Source organism: Bacillus mycoides (assembly GCF_001757995.1).
Classification (GTDB): Bacteria; Bacillota; Bacilli; order Bacillales; family Bacillaceae_G; genus Bacillus_A; species Bacillus_A mycoides_B.
Genome location: NZ_LXLV01000023.1, coordinates 168903 through 193664, shown reverse-complemented (window position 1 = coordinate 193664; position 24762 = coordinate 168903). Strand labels below are relative to the sequence as shown.

Genomic DNA, 24762 nt, shown 5'->3' with positions numbered 1-24762 from the left:
ATTTCTCACATTTAAAAAACGTATTTTTCAAACATATAACATACTCTTATATCAATTATTATTACGTTTTTCTCTTCATACGCTTGACTTTCATCTCGAAAAATGCCCTCGAATCAAATCCGAAAATACGCTATTTTTTTGTCAAGAGAAAAATTTATTTCCAAAATTCAAATCAAGAATATTGTTATTCACAAATAGAAAAATTCTTTCCTTTTTCTAGACTAAAAATTCGTTTTTTTGTCATTTTTCCAAACTGACTAAATAAAAAAAGTACCGAGAATAGATTATATTCCCGGTACTTTTATCATTATTTCGTTGTATATTTTCTAACAGCCGGCATAATTTCAGTAGCAATTAATTCAATATTTTTCTCAATCTTATCAAATGGTACACCGCCAAAATCAATCTGTGCCATAAAACGTTGCTGTCCAAATAATTCATATTGGTAAAGCATTTTTTCAATAATTTGTTGTGGGCTACCAACCATTAACGCGTCACGGTAATCTACTGCATTTGTAAATTGTTGTTTCGGATACCCACCACCGCGTAGTGCAAGCATACCAGCATTAATATGAGGATAATATTCACTAAGTGCATCTTGTGAATTTTCTGCTGTATAAAATAAACTTGTTGTCGCAATTGGCAATGTCGCTGGATCAAAACCACTTTGCTGAGCAGCTTCACGATATGCATCAACTGAAACTTTAAAATTAATAGCTGGGCCACCAAGTGTCGTAAGCATCATTGGTACACCTGCATGTCCTGCCTTAATTGCACTAGCAGGTGGCCCTCCAACAGCACGCCAAATTGGCATATTGTTATTTTTAGCTCTCGGTATAATTGCCGCATGTTCAAGTGGCGTTCTAAACTGCCCTTTCCATGTTACACTTTCTTCTTTATTTATTTTTAATAAAAGATCCATCTTCTCTTCAAATAGTTCTTCATAATAATTTACATCGTAACCAAGTAAACTATATCCTCCAATACGAGATCCACGACCAGCAACGATTTCAGCACGACCATTAGAAATTAAATCGATTGTGGCAAAGTCCTCATATACACGAACCGGATCTGACGTACTTAATACTGTTGCAGAACTCGCGATTTTAATATTTTTCGTAGCTTGTGCAATAGCTCCTAAAATAACTGTATGAGCTTGCGTTGTAAAATGCGCTTGATGACTTTCACCAACAGCAAACACATCAATTCCAGCTTCATCTGCTAACTTAGCTGTTTCAATTAGTTCATGAATTCTTTTTTCTGCACTTATTTTCGAACCATTATGTGGATTTAAAATATGATCTCCAATTGAATATAATCCAAATTCAATTCCTTTACTTGTATCAATACGGTATTTTTCCATAGTTGCTCTCTCCCTTTTAATCAAGTGGTATTAATTTCTCTTCAATCTCTTTTCTTCTCTCTTCTAAAAATGGTGGTAAATCCAGTTCTTTTCCTAATTTTTCAACTGCTGAATCTACTGTAAATCCTGGTCCATCCGTCGCAATCTCAAATAAAATGCCATTTGACTCACGGAAATATAAACTTTTAAAATAAAAGCGATCGATAATGCCTGTTGATTGGAACCCTTTATCTTTCACCGCTTCATTCCAATAACTAAGTTCTTCATCATTTTTCACACGAATAGCTAAATGATGAATACTTCCTTTTCCCGGTCTTTCACTCTCTCCCTCTTGCTGTTTCACCAAAATTTCTCCAAAAGATTGACCAGCAATAGATTGATAAATCCCCTCATTATCTGAACGAGATACTTCTTTATAACTAAACAACTCTGTTAATGTTTTTGATAATTTATTTAAACTCCGTACTGTCATTTCAACTGTTCCCATGCCTAAAATACGATGATTCTGCTCTACAGAAGAGTCATCCCATGCAGTCCAATATTCAGGCACCTCTTCACCGTTATTATTTAGTAGCACTAACCGTAGGCCATCTGGATCTTCAAAGTGCAGTGCGTCTCGGCTGGCGTAAGTTGTAATTTCTCCATGCGCCACTTGAAGCGACTCAAAACGTTTCTTCTAAAATGTAAGGCTTTCTATTGAAGGTACGAGCAAACCTATTTGCGTTATTGCATTTGTGCCACGGATTGTTCTTCCTACATTCGGCATCTCAAAAAATGATAATTCAGTTCCGGCACTCCCTGTTAAATCGCCATAAAACAAATGATACATAAATGAATTATCTTGATTGACTGTCTTTTTCACTCGGCGTAATCCTAAAACATCTCGATAAAAATTATTATTCGTTTTCGCATTTTTAGTCACCATAGAAATGTGGTGATGTCCTGGAATTGTATACATAATATTTCCTCCTCTAATTATCACTTGATTAGTCAATTGATTGTGTAAAAAAAATTACTCATGTGGTAATTCTTTTTTTTCACTATGCTTATGAACTTTTGTCATTAACGCGTATAGTATTTTCTGTTCTTCCTCATCTAATACATCATCAAAAAAAGATGATTGGAATGCAAGTTGCTCTGGCAATGCTCTTTCTAACACTGCTTCACCCTTCTCAGTAAGGCTAATCATTTTCGTTTTCCAATCTTGTTTACGTACTATATACTCTTCTTTTTCAAGGCGTGTTAACATTCTAGAAATACCACCTTGCGTCACAGTAACTTTTTCCGCTAACTCCATTTGTGTAAGTGGCTGATAAATCCGTATTTGCATAAGTACATCAAATTGAGCTGTCGTCAAATCAAAACGCTTCAAAAACTCATTTGACATTTGATTACTTTGGTTCGTAAATCGTATTAAACGTAACCAGATTAACGATCCTATCGTATTTTCACGCATATATTGTCACTTCCTATCGTGAATCTCATTATCACTTTACCACTCAAGTGATAATAAAGCAAGTAAAGATATTTAATCCCAAAAAGCTTAACTCTAAGCTATAGTAGAAAGAATCCATTTTACAATGGATTTTTTTCCTTACAATTATTTTTCGACCCTTGAAATTGAATTTATCACTATATTTAAAGCAGCGACAGCTTTAGGCCACCCAACATAAAATGCCGTATGTGTTATTAATGCCGTTATTTCATTTTCCTTAATTCCATTTTGTTTAGCTAACTGCAGATGAAATGGTAATTGTTCTGTATTACCAATACTAATTAGTGCAGAAACTGTACACAAGCTTCTTTCTCTTAATGTTAAAGTGGGATCTCGCCACACCTCTTCAAATAAAATATTTTCACTATAATTAACAAAATCGGGTGCGATTTCCCTCATTTCCTTTTGAACATGAAATTCGATACGCTCATTCATCATTTTGCTACCCCTTTATCTTCACCAGTTGTGCCACCCCTTGACCAAATGACCAGTTTTCAGCAGGTGTCTCATTTAGTGTAATAAAAATATCAGCATCTCTCACATTTAAACACCTAGAAATCCCCAAAGATATCGATTGATACAAATCCCTTTTCTGCTTTATCGTTCTTCCCGGTCCGCATGTAATAGAAACATGGATTATGTTCTCTGTTCTCTTTTCTTCTCGTTCTAGCAAATAACATGCATCAAAAAAAATTGGTTTGGCTGATAAGATAAAAACATTTGAAAATAATCATTTTCAGGGATGTTAAAATGATCAATTAATGAAAGATGGATACATTCACTTATCTTTTTAAACTCTTCTTTATTTAATGTATTTTCAGGATAATAAACGTTCACAAAAGGCATATACTCTCATTCCTTTTCTTATTTTAGCATTCAACAAGATTTTATTGTGAAATGTGTAAAATCTCATATATTGTAACATCCTTCATCGCTTCAACTTCAGGCTTCTCTTCATAAAAGCTGAATTGACTATAACCCCATTTATCTGGATTATAAACTACTACATTCCCTACACATTTTTCTGTATTTTGTACCTTTTGGTTCATTGTATTTAACTGAGTCCCAACTAATGATTTACTTTGAGAAATACTTCCTGCACATTCAACAACATATATACTTTTCTTAAAATCATCACTTAGATTAACAACTAAAGGAACGCCTATATTTATTTGTTGCCATCCAAACGATTGTAAAATATTATCGTAATAGCCTTCAAAGATAAATTTGTTCATACCTTCATGCTCATTCCAAATATATAAAGGTGCATAACAATTATAGAAATTCCCATTCTTACCCGCCTCAGCAATTAAATAGGCCTTAAATTTCAGTTCTTGAAAACCATCTGTTTTATACCCATTCTTTTTCACCCTTTTTCTAATAATCTCCATATCATAATCTTTTGGCAAACTGACCTTATATTGCATCCCAATCATATTTATCACTCGCTTTCGATATTATATACATAATGATAAATCGATGTTTAATCCGTGTAAAATAGGTATAAATTATGCTTGATATCATTTATAATGATACCCAGTAAGGGGTTGAAATGGATGGAAATAAGTGATCTTATTATATTTAAAACCGTAGCAAATGAAGGCTCTATCAGTAAAGCTGCCAAAGAGTTAGGTTATGTGCAACCAAATGTAACTGAGCGAATCAAAAAATTAGAACAAGAATTAGAACAACCTTTACTACATAGAGATAACAAAGGGGTTTCACTGCTACCTTCAGGTGACATTTTGCTAGAATATACAAATAAAATATTGAATTTATTAGAGGAAGCTAGAAATGAGATTAAAACGAACGGCTCTTCTTACCGAATAGCGACGTCACAATCTATTTTGACTAATTATTTAAGTATGCGTATTAAAGAAAATTTCAGGAATTATCAAATACACATAGAAAGTAGTAGCCATTTACAAAAACTACTACAGCAACAAAAAGTTGATATGGTCATAACTTATGAGGATTATCCTGACGCAGCGTTTAAAAAAGTATTCACCACTTCAATTTCTGTAGGTTTATTAAAAGCGAAAGAAAAGTGTACCATTGACTATTCAAAAGAACTTTTTTTCGTTAGTAATGACAAGAAGTGTCCTTTTAGAAATAAGACAATACAATTTTTAAAAGAAAACAATCTATCTCAGCATCAACTTCAACAGTTAGATTCTTATTCGCTTATTGAAGAGTTTATTAGTGACGGAAATGGAATAGCTTTTTTACCAATTAGAAATAATAAACTAGTTCCAATTGAAGATGTACCAATAGAGAAATTAGCTGTTCATTTTTTTACAAATCGAGAGTTAGATAAAAAGATTCCAATTGAACTATTCAACTAGAACAATGTTTTTTTTACAAAATAACAATTTCACGAATTATATATGTTATAACTTTTCTAGAAAATAAAAATCCCTCCTTTTACTTAAAGGAGGGATTTTTATTTTCTTACTCCACTTGCATTCTCTTCTATCGATTTTTCACACGTTTTGCTCCACTCCTGCACTCTTCTCCTTCTTACCCCTTTTAAAATTCTTCAACTTCTTAATCGTTCCAACTAATCCTTTCGGAAAAACTAGTAACACGATAATATACAATAAACCAAGAATAATCGTCCATCTTTCAAAAATCGGATACTCCGTCGCTAGTTCTGATAAATAGTATTTCAGTGATTCAATAATCCCCGCTCCAGCAATAGCTCCGATTAACGTTCCAACTCCCCCAATCATTGTCATCAATAATGCATTTAACGTCATTTCAATTGAAAATACCGTCGTATTTACAAAACGCAATGTGATAACGAATAAACCACCGCTAATTGCCGCTACTACTCCTGCCACTACACTTGCGATAATTTTATAATGGAGAACTTTATATCCAAGCGCTTCAACACGTTGTTCATTTTGTGAAATTGCCTTTAATACTTTTCCAATAGAAGACTTTGTGAAAAGACGTAACAAAATGAAGATGCTGATTAAACATATAAGTGTTACGTAATAATACGTAAAACGATCACGGAATATATCTGGTACACGAAATGTAAATCCATCTCCTCCGTGAGTCAGCGAACGCCATTTTTCAGCAAGTACAAAAAACAGCTGAGAAATAGCGAGCGTTAACATTGCATAAAAATGACTTTTCAAGCGTAATGAAAGCATACCAATTATATAACTAACGATGGCTGATATAATAATAGCGGCTGCTATTCCTATAAAAAAGTTCATTATAGACACCCCTTGCCGATCAAATAAGAGTGCCACCCCATACGCCCCTATTCCAAAGAACATACAATGACCGAATGAAACAATACCCGTATATCCAAGGAGAACATCAAAACTCATAGCGAAAATAGCAAAGATGAAGATTTGAGTGAACAAAATTAACAAGCTCCGTGAATCATTTACGAATGGAAATACACTTAAACAAATGAGCATAAAAACTCCGAAGTATACTTTAATTCGACTCGATATGCTGTTCACCATGTCACCCCTTTTCACCAACGAGTCCCGTTGGCTTCACTATTAAGAAAAATAGTAACATTAACATATTGATTGCAAGCGATAAATCTGGCATATAATACGCTGTAAAAGCACCGGCTAATCCGACAATTAAAGATGCTAGCGCTGAACCTTGTACGCTACCTAATCCGCCAATAATAACTACTATAAAAGCTAAAATTGCATACTGCATGCCCATCTCAGCGAAAATAACTCCTGAATATGGTGCTAGTAGAAAACCACCTAACGCCGCCATCCCTGCTCCTAATAAAAAAACAAAGGAGAATATCGCTTTTACGTTAATTCCGAGAGCTTGAACCATCTCTTTATCCATTACACCAGCGCGAATCATAAGTCCTACCTTTGTTTTTTTCAGCAGCAATAGTAAAGCGATGTAAATTAGTATCCCAACTAAAATAACGAATAGGCGATATTTTATTAAGATAACTCCTCCAAATGTAAAACTTCCTTGAAGCCATAACGGTAATTTTGCAGCAATTGGATTAGGGCCCCAAAATATTTTGATGCACTCGCTAAGAACGAGCATTCCTCCGAGTGTAACGAGAAGCTGCCGAACATGGTTTCCATACACTGGTCTAATAAGAAATCTTTCTAAAATGAAACCGAGAAACATACCCATAGCGACTGCGCCAATTAGCGCTAATAAATAACTATCTGTCATATTAAATAACCAAACGCCTGTAAATGCTCCCCATGCAAATAAACCGCCATGCGCAAAATTTAGTACGCTCATTAAACCAAAAATAAGTGATAGACCCGACGCTAATAAAAAAATAAGCATCCCTGTCGAAACGCCGTTTACAAATAAATTAATTAGCACATCCACGTTCTATCCCCCCGTATCAATGTTAAGAAATACCTAAATATTTATGACATGTTTCCTTATCCTCTCGCAGTTCCTCCATGAAACCGTTATGCACAATACGCCCATTATCCATAATGTAAAAATAATCACCGATTTGACTAGCCATCATAAAATTTTGTTCAACAAGTAAAACAGTCGTTTTTTCCTTCATTTTCAAAATAGCTACCATTAATTTTTCTATCATAATTGGAGACAGCCCTTTACTCGGCTCATCAATAAGCAATAGTCCATCACTATTAATAAATGCTCTTGAAATTGCCAGCATTTGTTTTTGTCCCCCACTTAATAGCCCACTTTTTTTATACCAAAATTGCTTTAAATCTGGAAATAGTTCGAGCATCCATTCTATCTTCTCTTCAGCTTCTTCCCCATTTTTTCCCCTAGCAAGTGCGAATGTCTCTTCTACTGTTAAATCATGAAAAATACCTTGATTTTCTGGTACATAACCTATACCTTTTCTGGAAATTAAATGTGTAGATAATCCATTTACTTTTGTGTTATCATAATGAACTTCTCCATTTGCTATTCGATGAAACCCCATAACTGAGCGCAATGTTGTTGTTTTTCCAGCTCCATTTCTTCCAAACAATACTGTAATCGTTCCCTTCTCAACCGAAAGGGACACTCCTTGTAAAATATGAAACTGATCTAAATACGTCTCTATATTATTCACTTGTAGTAGTGCCACTATATAATCCCCCTAAATAAGCACTTTGTACTCGCTCGTCTTTCATCATTTCTTCCGGCAATCCTTCAGCCAATAACTCGCCATGAAATAAAACGATAAGATGATCTGACAAATCTAGCACCATATCCATTTTGTGTTCGATAAGTACGATTGTGCTCTCTGGATTCTTTTTAATATTTTCGATTACTTGTAATATAGCCGGAACTTCCTCAACTGAAATACCTGCCGTCGGCTCATCTAGTAGTAATACATCTGTCTTTAATGCTAACAACATAGCAAGCTCTAACTTTCTTTTTTCCCCGTGAGCTAAATCCTTAGCTAATACTTCTCCTTTCTCGTGAAGTAGTACTGTTTTTAAAAGACGTCTCGCCTCTCCAGTTTGCTGCTTTAACTTAGCTGAACTCGGAAAGAAACTATAATAATCTTGAACGAATGATTGAACACTTAAACGTACATTTTCAAGTACTGTAAGCTCTGGGAAAATATTCGTCAACTGAAAAGAACGACCAATTCCTAAGCACGTTCGATCTGAAATCGATAGCTTTGTAATATCCTGCCCCTTAAAATAAACTTCACCTTTCGTCGGAGAAATTTGCCCACTTAGCAAATTAAATAAAGTAGTCTTTCCAGCACCATTCGGTCCAATAATTGAAATGAGCTTTCCTTTTTGTACCGTTAAATTAACATCCTTAATAACATGATGATCCCCAAAAGATACACAAAGATTTTTCGTCTCTAACAAATGTGTCATGAAATCCCTCCCACTGAAAACCATGTTTATGAAAGAAATAAGTATAAAGAGGGTATCCCCTCTTTATACAAAAAACAACAGAAAATTCAGTCTATTTATTCTGAATTGATGGTTCGGTCTCTTTCATCGTTAATTCTCTCTCTAACACTGGTACTGGATAATCAACACCATCTTGCTTTTTCAGCGTTATAGAATATAGAGTTTGTAATGCTTGATGATCCTTCTCTCTAAATTTCATCTTTCCTTTCGGTGTCTCAAATTCCATCCCTTCCATTTTCTTAATAAGTGTATCTACATCTGTATCACCCTTCGTTTTCTTTAAAGCTTCCACAATAGAAATTGCTGCTGACATTCCTCCTGCTGTAAACAGATCTGGAACAGCACCATTAAAACGTTTTTTATGTTCTTCTACTAACCAATCGTTCACCTTATTCTTTGGAAGGGAGTGATAATAAACAGAAAACCCTTGCATCCCTATTAGCGCATCCATCGTTTTTAATGCTGGTATATCAGGTGCACCAGTAGAAATTTTAATACCTTGCGCTTCCACATTCATATCTTTCAACTGTTTCCACGGTGAATTCGCACCTGCCCAAACGATAAATAAATAATCTGGTTTTGAACTAATAATATTTTGAATATTTGCAGTGAAATCAGTTGAATTCGTATCCGCATATTGCTCGTTTACAATATTCGCACCTAATTTCTTCGCTCCCGCTTTAAATGCTGCAATTCCTTCACGACCGAAAGCATTATCTGGAGCAAACGTCGCAATCTTTACATCTTTTTTAGCAATTGAGGCAGCCCCAGCAATCGCATCTTGCGAAGAGTTTCTTCCTGTTCTAAAAATATATTTATTCCAGTTCTTCCCGGTAATACTATCAGCAACTGCCGGTTCTACAACCATAATCTTTTTATACTCTTCAGCTAGTGGTAAAACTGCTAATGTATCACTTGAACTAGATGATCCGACTAAAAAGTCAACTTTCTCTTCTTCTAATAATTTCGTAGCCTTCTTAACCGCTACATCTGCTTTCGTTTCCGTATCTTCTACAACAAACTTAATCTTCTTTCCTTCTACTTTTCCTGTTCCACCAGTTGCATAGTCTAACCCTAATTCAAATCCATTTACCGTTTGTTTTCCATACGATTCTAGTGGACCTGTTAACGAAGCAAGAACCCCTACCTTAATCGTTTTTTCATCTTCTGTACTTGTCTTCTTTCCTGAACAAGCTGCTGTTACTAATAACGACCCTAAAACACAACCAGTAACCACCGTTCTTAGCCATTTACGTTTTTTCATCGACATTGTGATCCTCCCCATACTTTACTTTCTGATAGAATCAAACACGACAAATTCCCTTGTCTGTAATCATGTCTTTAAAATTGGTAATGGAAAACTCTTGTAGTAACCTCTACATTCGGCACAAATCTATAATCACCTTCCTATTAAATGGAAACGGACATACAATCAATATATATTCCGTTGTTCAAATGAAATTACTGTTTCATTACAGTAATCCTCACGCAAAAAGCTGCAAATAATTAACTTAATTCATTAAGTCAATTATTTGCAGCTTACCTAAAAAAACGATTAGAAAAACTGATTAATTATTTTCGACTTTCTCTAATCCTTCAACCAATTGCTTCTTATCTAACCCTTCCCCTATTACTACCAAGTTTGTCGGGAAACCGAAGTCTTGTTCCAATAAAGTCGGTACCCCAAACGAATATTGGAATAGGTGAGGGTATTTATCTCCATGGAATTTCACAAAACCTTTCACACGATAAATACTATCTGGTAAATTCGAAAGCCATTCATATAATTTGTCTTGATCAATCGATTTCGTAAATTGATACGTCATTGTCTGTATATGTAAATGCTGTTTAACATGAAGTGTCTCGTGTTCTCCACCACTCGCAAATTCAGCTTCTTCTATATCATTTAAAGATATATTACAATACTTTGTTTCAAACAATTTCGCATGATTATTTATTGCTTTTACATCTTCAAATACTTTATTTTTATCTTCATCTATTAATAAATCTGATTTATTAATAAGAATATGACTTCCATATTTCATTTGCTCATGTAATAGCTGTTGTACATTTGCACTTAATATACTTCGGTTTAACCATCTCACTGCATCTAATACGACTACTATAGATTTCACTTCAAGGAAAGGTGCCAAAATTGGTGATACACATGCATCTAACACTTCAATTGGATGTGCGACGCCTGTTGTTTCTATATAAATTACATCTGGCCTTTCTTGTTGATATAAAGAATGTAATTGTATTTCAAGCTCTTCTTTTAACGTACAACAAATACATCCTTTTAGAAGTTCTCTTAAAACGTTTTCTTTCCCAATAATATCTGTATCTACCGAGTATTCACCTATTTCATTCATTAAAACTGCAACTTTTCGATTTTTCTTCTTTTCTGCTAATAATAAATTTTGCAGCAATGTTGATTTTCCGCTACCTAAAAAACCACCTAATATATGAATCTCTACTTTACTCATACGACCGACCATCCATTTCTCTACTTCAAATTTCTTCAAAGCGTAATAATTACGATTTATACTTATCATTTTATTAAAAGAATCAGTATTTGTAAACAAAACTGCTAGATTATCGTTTCATTTTTCATTCACTTCATGAGCAACTCTAACTCCAGACTCAATTGCTCCTTGCATCCATCCATGTGTTAATGTCGTGTGCTCACCTGCAAAATGTACTTTGCCAGCTGGCGGCGTAATATACGGAAATAATTCTAGCTCTTGGCCCGGATCAAAAGCTGTAAATGCTCCGCAAGAATATGGGTTTTGACTCCAGCTAAAAGATGCACCTGTTACAAACTCACTATAGACCACGTTACCATATATTTGCGCTAAATTTTTTAATGCGTAACGAATACGTTCTCTATTCGAGAGACTATCCCATGTTAATGCCTCATCTGCCCACGTATAACTCACTAAAACGATAGCCGCCCCTTGTGTATGAATGCCATAGCTCGGATAATACGTAAATCGTATAGGTAAATCTGTAATTGATTTCCCACCGCACTGTCCTTCTCTTTCCCAAAATCTACTTTTAAACTCTATCGCAATTTTAGTTGAAGCAATATAATTTAATTCACGAATCGCCCGCCTTTTATAATAAGAGAATAAATGATATGGCTGGACTTCTACAAATCGCAAAGCTGAAAATGGAATTGTGACAATAGCGATGTCACCAGTTACTATAAATGAATTTAACGTTTGTTCATGTGTTACTTGCATCATTACTTTATTATCTTCCTGTATAATTTTTTCTACTTTATAAGACATAAAAATATTATCCTTTAGCTCTGGTAAAAATGAATTTGGTAATGCATCCATCCCGCCCGTTATCTCATAATATTTCGTCGTTGAAGTGAAAAAGATCATTTCACGTAATACTTCAATTAATGACATTCCCATGTATGCTTCCATATCAAGAAGTACTCCGATCATATCTATTGCTCCATCTGAATAATACTCGGTTAAAAATGAACCGAGCGAATATGCTTTATACTTTTTTTCAACAACAATCCAGTTTTTATTAGGATCTTTCTTAATATAATTAAGTATCGGTTCTAATACCTTTAGCATTAATTCTTCTGCCGTTTTCCCTCTCTCTTTTTCTAAAGCCGGAAAACCAAGTACACTTGGATCATTTTCAAAAATATTCAATCTCGTTCTAATGTTATTCGTATAAATTATATCTGAAGAAGTTTTATTAATAAAAAGATTTAACGGTAGTTTAAATTTACGAATATAGGCTAATGTTAAATCATGAGTATCCGGAATACGCATAGGACCTGCGTTAAAATATAACCCTGCACTAAATGGTTCACGAATCGTATACACCCTGCCACCTATTCTGTTATTTGCTTCTATAATCGTTACCTCGTGCCCAGCTTCTTTTAATAAAGATGCTGCAACTAAACCAGATATCCCTGCACCGGCAACTGTAATCCGTTTGGGGTTATTCGTTTTGGCAAGCCCTTCATGAATAATTTGAAGCATTTTTTCCATCGATAATGGATTCCCCATGCCACTTCCCCTTTTACGAAGGATTTTACTGAATTATATTCGTTTAACAGAATTCCTATGTTTCATTCAAGTAATTGAGTGGATACATTTTCAATCACTTGAATATCTTTTATAAAATGTAATAAAATAGATATGAAACTATAGAAGTAAGACGTATTATCTTACATAATAAAATTTATGAAATAGCGAGGAATTTTGAAATGAAAAAAGGTATTAACCGTGTTGTATTAGTAGGAACAGGAGCAGTTGGATGTAGTTATGCTTACTGTATGATTAACCAAGCTGTAGCTGAAGAATTTGTTTTAGTTGATGTAAATGAAGCAAAAGCTGAAGGAGAAGCAATGGACTTAAGCCATGCCGTTCCTTTCGCACCAGCTCCAACAAAGGTTTGGAAAGGTAGTTATGAAGATTGTAAAGACGCAGATCTTGTTGTAATTACAGCTGGATTACCACAAAAGCCAGGTGAAACACGTTTAGATTTAGTTGAGAAAAACGCTAAAATTTTCAAGCAAATTGTTCGTAGCATTATGGATAGCGGCTTTGACGGTATCTTCTTAATCGCAACAAACCCTGTAGATATTTTAACTTACGTAACTTGGAAAGAATCTGGATTACCGAAAGAACGCGTAATCGGTTCTGGTACAACTCTTGATTCTGCTCGTTTCCGCTATATGTTAGGTGAGTACTTCGATATTGGACCTCATAACATTCATGCTTATATTATCGGAGAGCACGGTGATACAGAACTTCCGGTGTGGAGTCACGTATCAATTGGTATTCAAAAATTACAAACTATCCTTGAAAAAGATAACAAGCATAACCAAAAAGATTTAGATGAAATCTTTATAAACGTTCGTGATGCAGCTTACCACATTATTGAACGAAAAGGTGCTACATACTACGGTATCGGCATGTCACTTCTACGTGTTACAAAAGCAATCTTAAACAATGAAAACAGTGTATTAACTGTATCAGCATATCTTGAAGGTCAATACGGCCAACAAGATGTTTATATCGGCGTACCTGCTGTTTTAAACCGCGGCGGTGTTCGTGAAATTTTAGAAGTTGAACTAAGTGAAGAAGAAGAATTAAAATTCGATCACTCTGTTCAAGTATTGAAAGAAACAATGGCTCCTGTTCTTTAATCATATTTTTCAATCAAAAAAGCAATCCGATTTATATTGGATTGCTTTTTTATATTTTTATAGTTCCCCCTCAATTTAAACGGTAATATTATCTATAAAAAGGAGTGATTTCATGAATGATTCTTGGACGATTGCAATCCTCTTGCTAGCTGTAGCATCCTTAATACTTTTCCTCTTCTTAATCATCAGAACGCTATTTCCAACTAAAAAATATGATAAGAATCTCGGATTGATTCTAATTATTTTAAGCTTGTTAGCAATACCGATAAGTATCTTCCTTATAGGCGGATGGGCAGGTATGGGAGTTGGTGTAATTGCATTGTTTATTTTTGCTGCTGTTATTATAGCTTTAATTGCAAATAAATTTATTAAGCTACCTCCTCCAAAGAAAAGATAACAAATAACCGATGTTTTCACTCAGAGAAAACATCGGTTATTTTCTATCATTTATTATTTTTAACCGGTTCATCATTATTTACGTCAAGTACATCTAATAAAAAGATAAAGATTGGAATCCCGATAATAAGCCCCCATATTCCGAGGAAATGTTCTGAAAAGATAAGAATCATAAATGTAAAAAAAACAGGTAAATTCGTTTTTGCAGACATAAATTTTGGATTTAAAAAATAACTTTCAAGAGCATGGATTATTGTAATGAAGACTAGTATGTATACAACATACATAACTCCACCGACATTATAGGCAATTATACAAAGTGGAAACAAGGAAATAATAACACCAGCAACTGGAATCAAACCGAGTAGAAAGACCATGACAGCTAATACAAGGAGCTGTGGAAATCCTAAAATGACAAGTGCGATTACAGTGAGCACACAATTGACAACCGCAATTAAAAACTGTGCTTCAATCACCTTTCCAAACGATCTTGCAAATCTTTCACCGAAATATGCAATCTCCTCATAAAAAATTTTCAGCTTACTATCTTTAAATTTCGAAGTAAATGCTATAATGCGTTCTTTTTCTAATAAGAAAAATAAGCTTAAAATAAGAGAAAGTAGTATTTGTATACTGACTTTTCCTATATTTGCTATCGATTGATAAATGACATCTACACCTTGTTCGATATATTTCGATACTTCCATTCCATTAATTGTTGAAAGTACATACCTAATCATTTCATTATCAGGTGGGTTTTGAAAAAACAATTTAAATTGATAAATTAATTGTGAAATTTGTATCGTTAGTACAGGCAAATATTTATATAACGTTGTAACAATAAACGACACTAATATAATATATAAACCAGCAATAACCACTTTCCTATTTACTTTCAATTTTTTTGAAATAAACTTTTGAAATCGATCCATCAAAAATGTGAGAATAAACGTAATTAATATTAAATTAATCATACTTTTTAATCCATATAATACAAGCACTAATATTATTAAAACGAGAAACCGTTGAAACCCTCTACTTCGAAAGAAATTTTTCACTTCATTCATTAAAAATTAACCTCCCCCTTCAATGGATGGAAATTGAATATATTACATTTTATGAACTTCTATAGACAATCTTTCTTACTAATTGGAAAGAATCCTTTTTTTCTTTTTTAATGTCGGATTTTTCATCTCTATATTTTAGGAGAACGTCTATTTTTAGACTTTTGTTCATACGCATATCCTACGTTACCTTTACCCATTTTTTCATGTTGTTTCCTCCACTCTAAAAATTGCTCCTTAGTAGATTTTTCATATTGAAAAAAGAGAGTTATCTATTACTTAACTCTCTCTAGAAAAATGCTAAATGCAAAGTGTAATTATTTCAATCTAATCATTTCTTTTTTGCATTCGCTTCGCTAACAATTCCTTCACTTGGTTATACGTTAAACCTGAATTTTTATTTAAACGTTTTACTTCCTCGACATCAGTACCTACCACTGTATATTTTTTCTCATCACTCATATTTCCACTCCCTTTTTCACCAGATCATTTCTTATATTTCTTCCCTAAACTCTTATAAATTAACACAAATACAAATAAAGAAGCTGTACTAAATTAAATAGACTAAACTAAACAGAGGATATTATGTTTAATAGCTAAATGGAGTTTATTTGCATAAGAGGAATAGATAAAAAAATGTCGAATTTATATACTTGTTGAAATTGAGGACTTGGAGGATACATTTTGAAGAAATATGAGTTTAAAAATAACATTCCAACATTAGAAGAGTACAAGTATTTGTGCGAATCTGTTGGATGGACTAATTATATGAATTTTGAAGTGGTGGAAACATCACTGAAGAATTCTATTCACTGCATCACAGTCAAGGATAATGAACAAATTGTGGGCATGGGAAGGATTGTTGGTGATGGGGCTATCTATTTCTATATTCAAGATATAGTGGTTCATCCAGATTATCAGAAAAATGGTATTGGGAAAGAAATAATGCATATTTTGGTTGAATACTTAAATCGAAATGCCCCAGATAAGGCGTTTGTCGGCTTGTTTGCATCACAAGGTAAAGAATCGTTCTATGAAAAATATGATTTTAAAGATTACTCACCAAACATGACGGGGATGTTTACTGTCATTTCAAAAAAATAAACATAATAGATTTTTAATTGTACTTCATCAATATTAAAGAAATTGTTCTCGCAGTAACCCTTTTATTATTAAGCTAAAAGGATGCTTATCTTAAATAAGATCTTCCACGATTGGGTGTGAATATTAAATAAGAAAGGACAGTACATAATATATATACTGTCCTTTCATTTATCTAACTTTTTTTAATTTTGATTTTTAATTGTATTTTTTAATAAAATTTCACTACATCTTCAGTAGGTAAGAATGTTCTTTCTCCTGGCTCTTCATTTGGTTCACCAAATGGCATTTGTCCTACTAAGCTCCACTCTGCTGGAATGTTCCAAGTCTCTTTTACTTCAGCATCTACGATTGGATTGTAATGTTGTAATGACGCTCCAATTCCTTCAGCAGATAATAACATCCATACAGTATGTTGTAACATTGCATTTCCTTGATGAGACCAGAATGGGAATTGGTCTTTATATAATGGTGCATTTTCTTGCATTTTTTCTACTGTTGCTTGGTCTTCAAAGAATAGTACTGTTCCTACACCTGCATGGAAGCCTTTTAGTCTTTCTACAGTCGCTTCAAAGTTTTCTGCTGGTACACGGGCTCTTAGCGTTTCTTTTACGATACCCCAAAACTTTTCATGCTCTCCATCCATTAATACGACCATACGGCCACTTTGCATATTGAAAGATGTTGGTGCATGTAAAGCTGTTTTTAAAACTTCTTCAATTCTTTCTTTCGTAATTGCATCGCTTTTTGTTACTTTACGAATTGAACGGCGGTTCACGATTGCTTCTTTTAAATTTGTTGTAGTTGCTGACATTTTAATTCCTCCAAATATATGTTTTATTATTTTTATTTAAACAAATCAATTCGATTCTTTCATGCAAAACGAATTAGCAATATCCATCCGTATTACATTGCATTCCTTCAAATGAATTTGTTTTATCCTTTTCCATTTCTTTATCAATTACTCTTTCTAGCGTTTCTTTACTAGCAAGCCCTTGAATGACTTCGTCACCAATCATGACAGTTGGTACAGCCATAATATTCGCTTCATCATATGCATGCTGAATTGCTTCTTGATGCTTTTCTTTATATTTACGAGTTACTAAAGCATCTTTAAATTCAGCTTCAGGAATCCCTACTTCTACCGCCAATTTTGTTAAAACATCAATATCCTCAATGTTTTGTTCTTCTTGGAAAAATGCTGTAAATACGCGGTGATGATATTCATTTCCAAGTCCACGCTCTTTCGCAAATTGGCATCCTTCAAAAGCTAAATGTGTATATGGATGCGGAGAAACACGTGGCAGACGCATTTCAACTCCTAATTTTTTTGCAGTAGGAAGAATGAAAGAATCCCATGAACCTAACTTATCTGGCTCGTTCCAAGGGTCTATTTTAGAATATGGACTTGGACGTAATTCAAATGGCATCCATTCAATTTCTACATCTTTCTCTTTCGCTACTTCATCTAATGGACCTTTTGCTAAAAAGCAAAACGGACATATAAAATCTGAGTATACTTTCATTTTCACAGCCATATTATTTGCACCTTACCTTCTTTTTATTTTAAGATGTAACCATAATGGTTACAATTTTAAGAAAAAAAATATGCATTCTCTTTTAGAGACTTGCGATTATCATATTATGCATTCATTTTTTGTTGCAAAGATTCAAATAACTGCCCCATCGTAATACTTCTCAAAACTTCTTCCATCGCGGATTGTGCTTGAATTAAAATAACTTCTAACACCGCTTGAATATTCGCTCCAATTGGGCAATCTGGATTCGGTTGCTCGTGAAAATGAAATAGTTTGTCTTCTTCTACTACATTCACTGCATGGTACACATCTAACAATGTGATTTCATGTAAATCCTTTAATAACCCCGCGCCACCTGGTCCACGATTTACGTAAACAAATCCAGATTGTTTCAAGTAAGACATTATTTTACGAATTACTACCGGATTTGTATTTACACTTTCGGCTATATAGTCCGAGGTGCAAACTGATGATGGATTGTTTTTCAAAATAGATAAAATATGAACAGCTATAGAAAAGCGGCTACTAATTTTCATCGTAATCACCACCTGATGTAATCATTATAGTTACAACCAAAAAATAAGTCAATCCTTTTTATAGATTTTTTATAAGCAAATTAAAAAAATGTCCCATTATGATATATGAGACACCTCTTTTTATTCTGCAAATAACTCTTGGAATTCTTCAATAAATAGCTGTACAGCGAGTGAAGAATCCTTTAATGAAGGAACAGCTAAAGCAATTTCTCTCCATACTTGTGGTTCCAATTCTCTCGTTTGTACATTCTTTGGTAAACTCGTTAAAGATAACTCAGCCAAAATTGCGATTCCCAATCCTTCTTGAATCATATTTAAAGCTGTTGTAACTGTCGAAATTACATATTCAGCCCGAAGTGGTACGTTCGCTTGTTTAAACATATCAATAATGGGAGGTTCATATCCACCCTTACATAATATGATTGGTTCATTCTCTAAATCACTTATTGTAATAGATTTCTTCTTACACAAAGGATGATCCTCTCTTAAGACAACAACCATTTTCCCCTTCGTTAAGGGCACGATCTCCATATCTTTATTAGGCAAAATAACAATTCCGATATCAATTACTCGTGATACTAGCCAATCTTCTACTTCTTTAAGTGTACCTTCGCAAAGAACTAATTCTAAATTCGGATACTTTTCACGAAAGATATTAATCATTTTGGGTAAAAAATATGCCGAGGCACTCGGAAAACTCCCGATTCGAATTGTTCCGACTTCATGCCCTTTCTCCATCGCCACTTCTTGTTCAATCTTCTCAACGCCGTTTAAGATTTCTCTAATATGTACAAGAATTCTATTTCCAACATCCGTAACAATTAGCCCTTTTCGTTTATCGCGTATAAGAATGGTAACTCCTAACTCTGACTCAATACTTGAAATCGCATGACTTACAGCTGGCTGTGTCATATTTAACACCCTAGCAGCCTTCGTAAAACTACCTAACTCAACAGTTTTTATTAATACTTGCAGTTGTGTAATGGTCATAACTAATCACTTATACTCCTTATAAAAAAGATTCATTTTATTTATCATAGTCGATATCATATCATAGTGAAATGAATAACAACAAGGAGGTCTTACAGTGACACAGCTTTCTCGAACTAAAGCGACAATAATTCTTACCTTTCTCGTTATTATGTGGGGAATTAATTGGCCGTTATCAAAATTCGCTCTGCATTACACACCACCCGTACTCTTTGCAGGGATTAGAACTTTAATAGGAGGATTTATCCTACTTATTTTCGCATTACCGAAATACAAACAGTTAAATTTAAAGGAAACTTGGCATCTATACTTTATTTCATCTTTACTCAATATTATTTTATTTTACGGATTACAAACTGTCGGACTTCAATACATGCCCGCCGGACTATTCTCCGCAATCGTATTTCTCCAACCTGTCTTACTCGGCATTTTCTCATGGATTTGGCTTGAAGAGGCAATGTATGGCTTGAAAATTTTCGGACTTATTCTTGGATTTATTGGTGTAGGGGTTATTAGCTCTAGTAGTTTAACTGGACATATTTCTATTATCGGTGTTCTACTTGCTTTAGGATGCGCTATCGGCTGGGCACTCGGCACAGTATTTATTAAGAAAACTGGACATCGCGTTAATGCCATTTGGATGGTAACACTTCAGCTTATTATTGGCGGATTTTGCTTAATCGGATTCGGCTCAGAATTTGAGAGCTGGTCTAACATCGCTTGGAGTATACCATTTGTAAGTGTACTACTCTTTATTTCATTCTTCGTTATTGCAATGGGATGGCTCGCTTACTTTACACTTGTAGGAGCTGGTGAGGCAAGTAAAGTTGGGGCTTATACATTCCTTATCCCTCTTATCGCTATTATTGTAAGTTCAATTTTCTTACATGAAGCCATTACAATTAGCTTATTCATCGGACTTTTATTTATTGTGGTGAGTATTTGTTTTGTAAATATAAAGCCGAAAACACTTGCTGTAAGGCAGCAAGTTGAAGTGAAATAAATAGATATGAGAAAGAGTCTACTGCTTGTAGGCTCTTTCTTTTTTAACATTTTATCAGTACAGTCACTTAGAACCTTAGCAAAAGGAAATTTTTTCTTTTTTATTGTATGATAATAATTAAGTAGTAAAAATACTATCTCTAGTACACATGGATGGACTTACAATTCCAATCATAAGGGGGAATTATATGGTTTTACATTATAGAGAATTTGGAGATGCAAGCTCTCCACTTATGGTTTTTATTCATGGGGGCGGAGTCAGTGGATGGATGTGGGACAAACAAGTTAAACATTTTACTAACTTTCACTGCCTTGTTCCTGATTTACCCGAGCAAGGGAAAAACAGAAGTAAGGATCATTTCTCAATAAACTTTAGTGCTCAAAAAATCATTGAATTAATTGAAGAAAAAGGAGAAGGCAGAACCGTTATAGTAATCGGTTTTTCGTTAGGTGCTCAAGTATTAATTACTATGCTCAGCATGAAACCAAACTTAATTCAATACGCTATGATAAATAGCGCATTAGTTAAACCAATTCCTTTTACTAAAACATTAATAAGCTCCCTTGGTTTAACCTACTCCCTTATAAAAAGTAAGACGTTTTCCAAAATACAAGCAAAATCAATGTACATAAATGAAACAAACTTTGAAAACTATTATCATGAGAGTTGTCAAATAAGTAAAAATACATTTGTGAGGATATTAGAAGAAAATATGTCGTTTACAATACCAAAAAGCTTCGAGAATGCTAGTAGTAATATATTAGTAACTGTTGGAGAAAACGAAAAAAGAATCATGAAAGGCTCGATGACTGAAATCCTTGAAGGCAATCCTAATTGCACAGGTATTATTATTCCTAAAGTCGGTCATGGAATCCCTTTAGCGAATCCCAAACTATTTAATACTTTAATTGAAAACTGGCTCGAACATGATAACCTACCCGAGGAAGTAATGACAGTCAATTGAGTTCCTTATCTTAATAAACCATGTTGTATTTGTAGCTCTAATCCCCCCTCGAAGCTGCTTAATCTCAAAAATTTATTAACAAAGGTCTCATTACTTTCAATGAGACCTTTCAATGTTCCCTACTTTTTACGACGTACTACAAAAATACACGTACCAATCGACGATACAATCGCCAAAATAGATAAGACAATTGCTATTGTTTGCATATTACTTGTACCTTCATTCTTTTCCATACTAGATACTTCTCCATGTTCTCCTGTATGTGATGTACCTTTTGCAATCGTAGTAAGTGAATGCGGCTTTTCAGCTTTCTCATGGCCTGTCCATTCAACAATTTCTCCATCTTTATATTGTTGATATGCATTCCAAGCTATTTGTTGCTCTTTATCTGGGTTTTTAGCAACGAAAGTAAATCGCTGGAACTGGCCAGGTAAAATCCCTTCTCCTGTTGCTTCCCATATTACAGTTTTAACTTTTCCAGCTGCATCTTTTTGTTCTTCTACTTTCCATCCTGGCACTGGTTCATACTGTTGAAACTCAACTCCAGATGGTATTTTTAGTGTGACTTTTGTTGTTGCCATATTCTTTTCAACAGGTACCTTTATTGTATACGTCTCCCAAGAGCTAACGTCAGAAGTTGCTGGTTTTACAGTTACGTGAGCACTAACAGGTAACGAAAAAATTCCCATTGCAATTATTGTTGCTATCATTGTTGTTCCTAATTTTTTTATACGTTTCATTTTCTTATAACTCCTTTTCATCTATAACTTCCCTTTATCTGCCACCTACAATAAATTTATAATCTACATCGAAGCTATCAAGAGATTTTGTTAATCCATGAACATGTATATTCCAGTTTCCCGTCATGTTAATATACATACCTTCCGCTTCATATTCTCCCGGTGACACTGCCGAAACTTTAAATGAACCTTTGCCCATATTCATATCTAAAGATTGAGTCGTCAATACAATTTGTTCCATATCAGTAACAGGCTGTCCATTCTCATCCTTCAAAGTAATCTGAAATGTATTCTGTCCTACCTTATTAGGACTTACATGTAAAGTAAGTTCATATCCATTATCTAATTGTTTACTCTCTGTAAAAGGTCCCGTAGGAGGCATCGGCGGCGTTTGTACATTTGTCATAAAAGCTACGATTACAAAAACGATAATTCCAATGATAAACTCTACTTTCACCGTAGCTCCTAACCTTTGCTGCGCTCGCATTCTCCCTCTCACATAATGAATAATTCCCAATATCCCCATACACACGAATAAAAGTATCTTTGCTAATAAGGCCAATCCATACTTCGTATCAAATAGGGAATGGATCGTGGGAATAAAAAATGTACTGTTAAAAAGACCCGTTAATAAAATCACTATGACAGCACCTGTTGCCCATGGCGAAAAACGCTTAATCGCATCCCAATACATAGTCCACTTGTCATCCGCTTTACGTAAAAGAAGAACAATCGATGATAGCCCCCCAATCCATAACGAAGCTGCGAATAAATGCAGAAAGTCCATAACGACAGCAATGTCTTTAAACCTTATACCATATGCGTGACTATTAAAGGCTTTCATAACAAGTAAGCCAATAAACAATACAATCGGAATGCTCCATACTTTAAACGACGAAAGCTTCTCACGCTTCACCGCAAAATATGTAACAATCATAAGCATACTAATAAGAGCTATTTGAGTTATCCATACATAACCAAAAACAGATAGCTGTAATGTTTCTTTTAATAATATAGGATCGAATGCTTCTAGCCATGAAACATCAGCATTTATTTTCGCTTGCAATGGTAAATTGAATAGTAAACTAATGAATATCCCAAATAATGATATCCATATTATTTTTTTACTCCTTGATTGAACTTCTATTGTGTTCCCTTTATACATAATGAGATTAAAGAATAGAACTCCTAAAAATAGTGAGAAGCTTGTATATAGAATCCCACGTTCCATAATCATATCGATTTGTGGAACATAGCCCATCTCTTCTACTTGTATATCGTCTGTTCCCGCTTCTGCTGACCCAATACGGAATGGAATAACTCCTTGAATTGGATGTCCATCAGCTGAAATAGCTTTCCACTGAATAGAGTAGAGACCATTTTTGAGATTCTCTTTTAACCCAGCTTCTAATAATTTTTTGTTTTTCTTATCAATATGAGCATCTTTTAAATCTATTCTTTTACCTGAGGTATCTCTTACGAACAATGTATTAAAACTTGAAACTTGTATGTCCTCATCGAATTCAATTTTCACAACAGATGGTGCTTTCTTCAACGTTTCATTTTCAGAAGGGTTTGATTTCACAACATACGCATGAGCGGATATGCTTTTTGGTATCAATATGATAAACACGCACGCTATTAATAGCCATGCCACTAACCTTCTCATTACTTTCACAATCATTTCACTTCTTTCTTTTTCGTCACTACACTTTCATTACTTTTTACTTCCCAAGTTTTATTTCTTGATAAAATATTAACCTGATTAAGTATAAGGATCTATACCGTATTACTCTCTGTTTATCGCTCACCTCTAAACTTTCAATATATTAGTAACTACCATCATAGATACAACTTACATTTTTAAAGCCGATTATTATTATAGCACAAAATATATTTTTGTAAGTTTCTAAAGAAGAAAAGTTATCGTGAATCATTTGTGAAAAAAGTGTGAAATAACCTCCCATATAAAGAGAAATACACAAATTAAAAAGGCGTTACGTTATTACGTAACACCTTTCTCCAAAATATCCTTCTTTTATTTCTCTTCCGGATAATCACAATACTCAATGATTGTTCCCTCTGTATCCGCTGGGTTAAGATAAATTAATCTTCTACCGTGCTTATTAATTCGAAGTGTATGCTCTAACGTTCGAATACCTTGTTCTTTTAGCTCTTCTAAAGCTACATCTAAATCATCGACACGATACGCAACGTGATGAACACCTTTACCTTTTTGTTTAATAAATCGGGCTATTGGAGATGTCGTATTATTCGTCGGTGCAAGTAATTCAATTCTATCACCATCAACTTCAAGAATAGCTACTTCGCTTTCCACACCTGGTGCTTCACTTACGTATCGATCTATTAAAGTCCCTGATAAAACCTTTTCATAAAACTGTATCGTACTATCTATATCACGAACTGCGATGCCGATATGATCAATTGTTTTTTTCATTTCATTTCCCCTACTACTTTATTTTTTCTCATTATTAATAGTAACAAAAAAAGTTATAGAATCAA

Annotated in this window: 26 protein-coding genes and 2 pseudogenes; 6 read left to right on the top strand and 22 right to left on the bottom strand. The window is 34.1% G+C overall.

Going from position 1 to position 24762, the window contains the following annotated elements; translation table 11 throughout:
* Nucleotides 1-307: 307 nt before the first annotated feature.
* The 6 genes and pseudogenes from BWGOE10_RS09135 to BWGOE10_RS09110 all read right to left on the bottom strand — a co-directional run bounded on the left by BWGOE10_RS09135 (nucleotide 308) and on the right by BWGOE10_RS09110 (nucleotide 4294).
* Entirely contained in the window at nucleotides 308-1363 is a 1056-nt protein-coding gene (locus BWGOE10_RS09135; RefSeq protein WP_070141852.1) for an LLM class flavin-dependent oxidoreductase, read from the bottom strand.
* Nucleotides 1364-1379: 16 nt separating this feature from the next.
* A pseudogene (locus BWGOE10_RS09130) lies at nucleotides 1380-2321 on the bottom strand (ring-cleaving dioxygenase).
* A 54-nt stretch (nucleotides 2322-2375) separates the two neighbouring features.
* A complete protein-coding gene (locus BWGOE10_RS09125) occupies nucleotides 2376-2819 on the bottom strand; it encodes a MarR family winged helix-turn-helix transcriptional regulator (RefSeq protein WP_002148721.1) in 444 nt (147 codons plus the stop codon).
* A 144-nt stretch (nucleotides 2820-2963) separates the two neighbouring features.
* Entirely contained in the window at nucleotides 2964-3293 is a 330-nt protein-coding gene (locus BWGOE10_RS09120; protein ID WP_070141956.1) for a carboxymuconolactone decarboxylase family protein, read from the bottom strand.
* A gap of 7 nt (nucleotides 3294-3300) precedes the next feature.
* Nucleotides 3301-3704, bottom strand: a pseudogene (locus tag BWGOE10_RS09115) (tautomerase family protein).
* Nucleotides 3705-3745: 41 nt separating this feature from the next.
* Nucleotides 3746-4294: a DUF4865 family protein gene (locus BWGOE10_RS09110; protein WP_070141850.1), complete on the bottom strand. Its 549-nt coding sequence runs from the start codon at nucleotides 4292-4294 to the stop codon at nucleotides 3746-3748.
* Nucleotides 4295-4414: 120 nt separating this feature from the next.
* Between BWGOE10_RS09110 and BWGOE10_RS09105 the strand changes: the two genes are divergently transcribed.
* Entirely contained in the window at nucleotides 4415-5203 is a 789-nt protein-coding gene (locus tag BWGOE10_RS09105) for a LysR family transcriptional regulator (RefSeq protein ID WP_070141848.1), read from the top strand.
* Nucleotides 5204-5341: 138 nt separating this feature from the next.
* Here BWGOE10_RS09105 and BWGOE10_RS09100 read toward each other — a convergent pair whose 3' ends face one another.
* From BWGOE10_RS09100 to BWGOE10_RS09070, 7 genes are all read right to left on the bottom strand, one after another.
* Complete coding sequence (locus BWGOE10_RS09100) at nucleotides 5342-6295, bottom strand: branched-chain amino acid ABC transporter permease (protein ID WP_070141954.1); 954 nt, start codon at nucleotides 6293-6295, stop codon at nucleotides 5342-5344.
* A gap of 49 nt (nucleotides 6296-6344) precedes the next feature.
* Nucleotides 6345-7205: a branched-chain amino acid ABC transporter permease gene (locus BWGOE10_RS09095; protein ID WP_002200862.1), complete on the bottom strand. Its 861-nt coding sequence runs from the start codon at nucleotides 7203-7205 to the stop codon at nucleotides 6345-6347.
* 22 nt (nucleotides 7206-7227) lie between these two features.
* Nucleotides 7228-7932: an ABC transporter ATP-binding protein gene (locus tag BWGOE10_RS09090; protein ID WP_070141846.1), complete on the bottom strand. Its 705-nt coding sequence runs from the start codon at nucleotides 7930-7932 to the stop codon at nucleotides 7228-7230.
* Complete coding sequence (locus BWGOE10_RS09085) at nucleotides 7910-8683, bottom strand: ABC transporter ATP-binding protein (RefSeq protein ID WP_070141844.1); 774 nt, start codon at nucleotides 8681-8683, stop codon at nucleotides 7910-7912. Before BWGOE10_RS09085 ends, BWGOE10_RS09090 begins: the two co-directional genes overlap by 23 nt.
* 91 nt (nucleotides 8684-8774) lie before the next feature.
* Complete coding sequence (locus BWGOE10_RS09080; RefSeq protein ID WP_070141842.1) at nucleotides 8775-9992, bottom strand: substrate-binding domain-containing protein; 1218 nt, start codon at nucleotides 9990-9992, stop codon at nucleotides 8775-8777.
* 298 nt (nucleotides 9993-10290) lie between these two features.
* Entirely contained in the window at nucleotides 10291-11208 is a 918-nt protein-coding gene (locus BWGOE10_RS09075) for a CobW family GTP-binding protein (protein ID WP_171903104.1), read from the bottom strand.
* 117 nt (nucleotides 11209-11325) lie between these two features.
* Complete coding sequence (locus BWGOE10_RS09070; protein ID WP_070141841.1) at nucleotides 11326-12762, bottom strand: flavin monoamine oxidase family protein; 1437 nt, start codon at nucleotides 12760-12762, stop codon at nucleotides 11326-11328.
* A 200-nt stretch (nucleotides 12763-12962) separates the two neighbouring features.
* Here BWGOE10_RS09070 and BWGOE10_RS09065 point away from each other — a divergent pair, with 200 nt between their 5' ends.
* Both BWGOE10_RS09065 and BWGOE10_RS09060 read left to right on the top strand, forming a co-directional pair.
* Nucleotides 12963-13907: an L-lactate dehydrogenase gene (locus BWGOE10_RS09065; protein ID WP_070141839.1), complete on the top strand. Its 945-nt coding sequence runs from the start codon at nucleotides 12963-12965 to the stop codon at nucleotides 13905-13907.
* Between the two features lie 112 nt (nucleotides 13908-14019).
* Nucleotides 14020-14304: a YesK family protein gene (locus BWGOE10_RS09060; RefSeq protein WP_070141837.1), complete on the top strand. Its 285-nt coding sequence runs from the start codon at nucleotides 14020-14022 to the stop codon at nucleotides 14302-14304.
* A 46-nt stretch (nucleotides 14305-14350) separates the two neighbouring features.
* On the opposite strand, the gene BWGOE10_RS09055 is transcribed toward BWGOE10_RS09060, so the two are convergent.
* Nucleotides 14351-15370 (bottom strand): AI-2E family transporter, encoded by a 1020-nt coding sequence (locus BWGOE10_RS09055; protein ID WP_070141836.1) that lies wholly within the window; start codon nucleotides 15368-15370, stop codon nucleotides 14351-14353.
* A gap of 324 nt (nucleotides 15371-15694) precedes the next feature.
* Complete coding sequence (locus BWGOE10_RS33700; RefSeq protein ID WP_098786149.1) at nucleotides 15695-15829, bottom strand: hypothetical protein; 135 nt, start codon at nucleotides 15827-15829, stop codon at nucleotides 15695-15697.
* Nucleotides 15830-16051: 222 nt separating this feature from the next.
* Here BWGOE10_RS33700 and BWGOE10_RS09050 point away from each other — a divergent pair, with 222 nt between their 5' ends.
* Nucleotides 16052-16471 (top strand): GNAT family N-acetyltransferase, encoded by a 420-nt coding sequence (locus tag BWGOE10_RS09050; RefSeq protein WP_070141834.1) that lies wholly within the window; start codon nucleotides 16052-16054, stop codon nucleotides 16469-16471.
* 208 nt (nucleotides 16472-16679) lie between these two features.
* Here BWGOE10_RS09050 and BWGOE10_RS09045 read toward each other — a convergent pair whose 3' ends face one another.
* The 4 genes from BWGOE10_RS09045 to BWGOE10_RS09030 form a co-directional block, all read right to left on the bottom strand.
* Entirely contained in the window at nucleotides 16680-17282 is a 603-nt protein-coding gene (locus BWGOE10_RS09045) for a nitroreductase family protein (protein WP_070141832.1), read from the bottom strand.
* 73 nt (nucleotides 17283-17355) lie between these two features.
* Nucleotides 17356-18006, bottom strand: a complete 651-nt coding sequence (locus tag BWGOE10_RS09040) for a DsbA family oxidoreductase (RefSeq protein ID WP_070141829.1) — start codon at nucleotides 18004-18006, stop codon at nucleotides 17356-17358.
* Between the two features lie 104 nt (nucleotides 18007-18110).
* Nucleotides 18111-18542 carry an Rrf2 family transcriptional regulator gene (locus BWGOE10_RS09035; RefSeq protein ID WP_070141828.1) on the bottom strand — a complete coding sequence of 144 codons (432 nt, stop codon included), beginning with the start codon at nucleotides 18540-18542 and terminating at the stop codon, nucleotides 18111-18113.
* Between the two features lie 120 nt (nucleotides 18543-18662).
* Nucleotides 18663-19532: a LysR family transcriptional regulator gene (locus BWGOE10_RS09030; protein ID WP_070141826.1), complete on the bottom strand. Its 870-nt coding sequence runs from the start codon at nucleotides 19530-19532 to the stop codon at nucleotides 18663-18665.
* Between the two features lie 97 nt (nucleotides 19533-19629).
* Here BWGOE10_RS09030 and BWGOE10_RS09025 point away from each other — a divergent pair, with 97 nt between their 5' ends.
* Complete coding sequence (locus BWGOE10_RS09025) at nucleotides 19630-20535, top strand: DMT family transporter (RefSeq protein ID WP_002148757.1); 906 nt, start codon at nucleotides 19630-19632, stop codon at nucleotides 20533-20535.
* A gap of 187 nt (nucleotides 20536-20722) precedes the next feature.
* Complete coding sequence (locus tag BWGOE10_RS09020) at nucleotides 20723-21499, top strand: alpha/beta fold hydrolase (RefSeq protein WP_070141824.1); 777 nt, start codon at nucleotides 20723-20725, stop codon at nucleotides 21497-21499.
* A gap of 119 nt (nucleotides 21500-21618) precedes the next feature.
* Here the strand turns inward: BWGOE10_RS09020 and BWGOE10_RS09015 are convergent, their stop codons facing one another.
* From BWGOE10_RS09015 to BWGOE10_RS09005, 3 genes are all read right to left on the bottom strand, one after another.
* Nucleotides 21619-22239, bottom strand: coding sequence for a YcnI family protein (locus BWGOE10_RS09015; protein ID WP_070141822.1), 621 nt, complete (start codon nucleotides 22237-22239; stop codon nucleotides 21619-21621).
* Between the two features lie 34 nt (nucleotides 22240-22273).
* On the bottom strand, nucleotides 22274-23923 hold the full coding sequence (locus BWGOE10_RS09010) for a copper resistance CopC/CopD family protein (protein WP_070141820.1): 1650 nt from the start codon (nucleotides 23921-23923) through the stop codon (nucleotides 22274-22276).
* A gap of 354 nt (nucleotides 23924-24277) precedes the next feature.
* Nucleotides 24278-24697: a VOC family protein gene (locus BWGOE10_RS09005; protein ID WP_002126861.1), complete on the bottom strand. Its 420-nt coding sequence runs from the start codon at nucleotides 24695-24697 to the stop codon at nucleotides 24278-24280.
* Between the last annotated feature and the right edge of the window lie 65 nt (nucleotides 24698-24762).

Excerpts from the sequence above, each read along its gene's own strand:
- BWGOE10_RS09135 (WP_070141852.1), bottom strand. The coding sequence starts at position 1,363 with ATGGAAAAATACCGTATTGATACAAGTAAAGGAATTGAATTTGGATTA.
- BWGOE10_RS09125 (WP_002148721.1), bottom strand. The coding sequence starts at position 2,819 with ATGCGTGAAAATACGATAGGATCGTTAATCTGGTTACGTTTAATACGA.
- BWGOE10_RS09120 (WP_070141956.1), bottom strand. The coding sequence starts at position 3,293 with ATGAATGAGCGTATCGAATTTCATGTTCAAAAGGAAATGAGGGAAATC.
- BWGOE10_RS09110 (WP_070141850.1), bottom strand. The coding sequence starts at position 4,294 with ATGATTGGGATGCAATATAAGGTCAGTTTGCCAAAAGATTATGATATG.
- BWGOE10_RS09105 (WP_070141848.1), top strand. The coding sequence starts at position 4,415 with ATGGAAATAAGTGATCTTATTATATTTAAAACCGTAGCAAATGAAGGC.
- BWGOE10_RS09100 (WP_070141954.1), bottom strand. The coding sequence starts at position 6,295 with ATGCTCATTTGTTTAAGTGTATTTCCATTCGTAAATGATTCACGGAGC.
- BWGOE10_RS09085 (WP_070141844.1), bottom strand. The coding sequence starts at position 8,683 with ATGACACATTTGTTAGAGACGAAAAATCTTTGTGTATCTTTTGGGGAT.
- BWGOE10_RS09080 (WP_070141842.1), bottom strand. The coding sequence starts at position 9,992 with ATGTCGATGAAAAAACGTAAATGGCTAAGAACGGTGGTTACTGGTTGT.
- BWGOE10_RS09075 (WP_171903104.1), bottom strand. The coding sequence starts at position 11,208 with ATGAGTAAAGTAGAGATTCATATATTAGGTGGTTTTTTAGGTAGCGGA.
- BWGOE10_RS09070 (WP_070141841.1), bottom strand. The coding sequence starts at position 12,762 with ATGGGGAATCCATTATCGATGGAAAAAATGCTTCAAATTATTCATGAA.
- BWGOE10_RS09065 (WP_070141839.1), top strand. The coding sequence starts at position 12,963 with ATGAAAAAAGGTATTAACCGTGTTGTATTAGTAGGAACAGGAGCAGTT.
- BWGOE10_RS09060 (WP_070141837.1), top strand. The coding sequence starts at position 14,020 with ATGAATGATTCTTGGACGATTGCAATCCTCTTGCTAGCTGTAGCATCC.
- BWGOE10_RS09055 (WP_070141836.1), bottom strand. The coding sequence starts at position 15,370 with ATGAATGAAGTGAAAAATTTCTTTCGAAGTAGAGGGTTTCAACGGTTT.
- BWGOE10_RS33700 (WP_098786149.1), bottom strand. The coding sequence starts at position 15,829 with ATGAGTGATGAGAAAAAATATACAGTGGTAGGTACTGATGTCGAGGAA.
- BWGOE10_RS09045 (WP_070141832.1), bottom strand. The coding sequence starts at position 17,282 with ATGTCAGCAACTACAACAAATTTAAAAGAAGCAATCGTGAACCGCCGT.
- BWGOE10_RS09040 (WP_070141829.1), bottom strand. The coding sequence starts at position 18,006 with ATGGCTGTGAAAATGAAAGTATACTCAGATTTTATATGTCCGTTTTGC.
- BWGOE10_RS09035 (WP_070141828.1), bottom strand. The coding sequence starts at position 18,542 with ATGAAAATTAGTAGCCGCTTTTCTATAGCTGTTCATATTTTATCTATT.
- BWGOE10_RS09030 (WP_070141826.1), bottom strand. The coding sequence starts at position 19,532 with ATGACCATTACACAACTGCAAGTATTAATAAAAACTGTTGAGTTAGGT.
- BWGOE10_RS09020 (WP_070141824.1), top strand. The coding sequence starts at position 20,723 with ATGGTTTTACATTATAGAGAATTTGGAGATGCAAGCTCTCCACTTATG.
- BWGOE10_RS09015 (WP_070141822.1), bottom strand. The coding sequence starts at position 22,239 with ATGAAACGTATAAAAAAATTAGGAACAACAATGATAGCAACAATAATT.
- BWGOE10_RS09010 (WP_070141820.1), bottom strand. The coding sequence starts at position 23,923 with ATGATTGTGAAAGTAATGAGAAGGTTAGTGGCATGGCTATTAATAGCG.
- BWGOE10_RS09005 (WP_002126861.1), bottom strand. The coding sequence starts at position 24,697 with ATGAAAAAAACAATTGATCATATCGGCATCGCAGTTCGTGATATAGAT.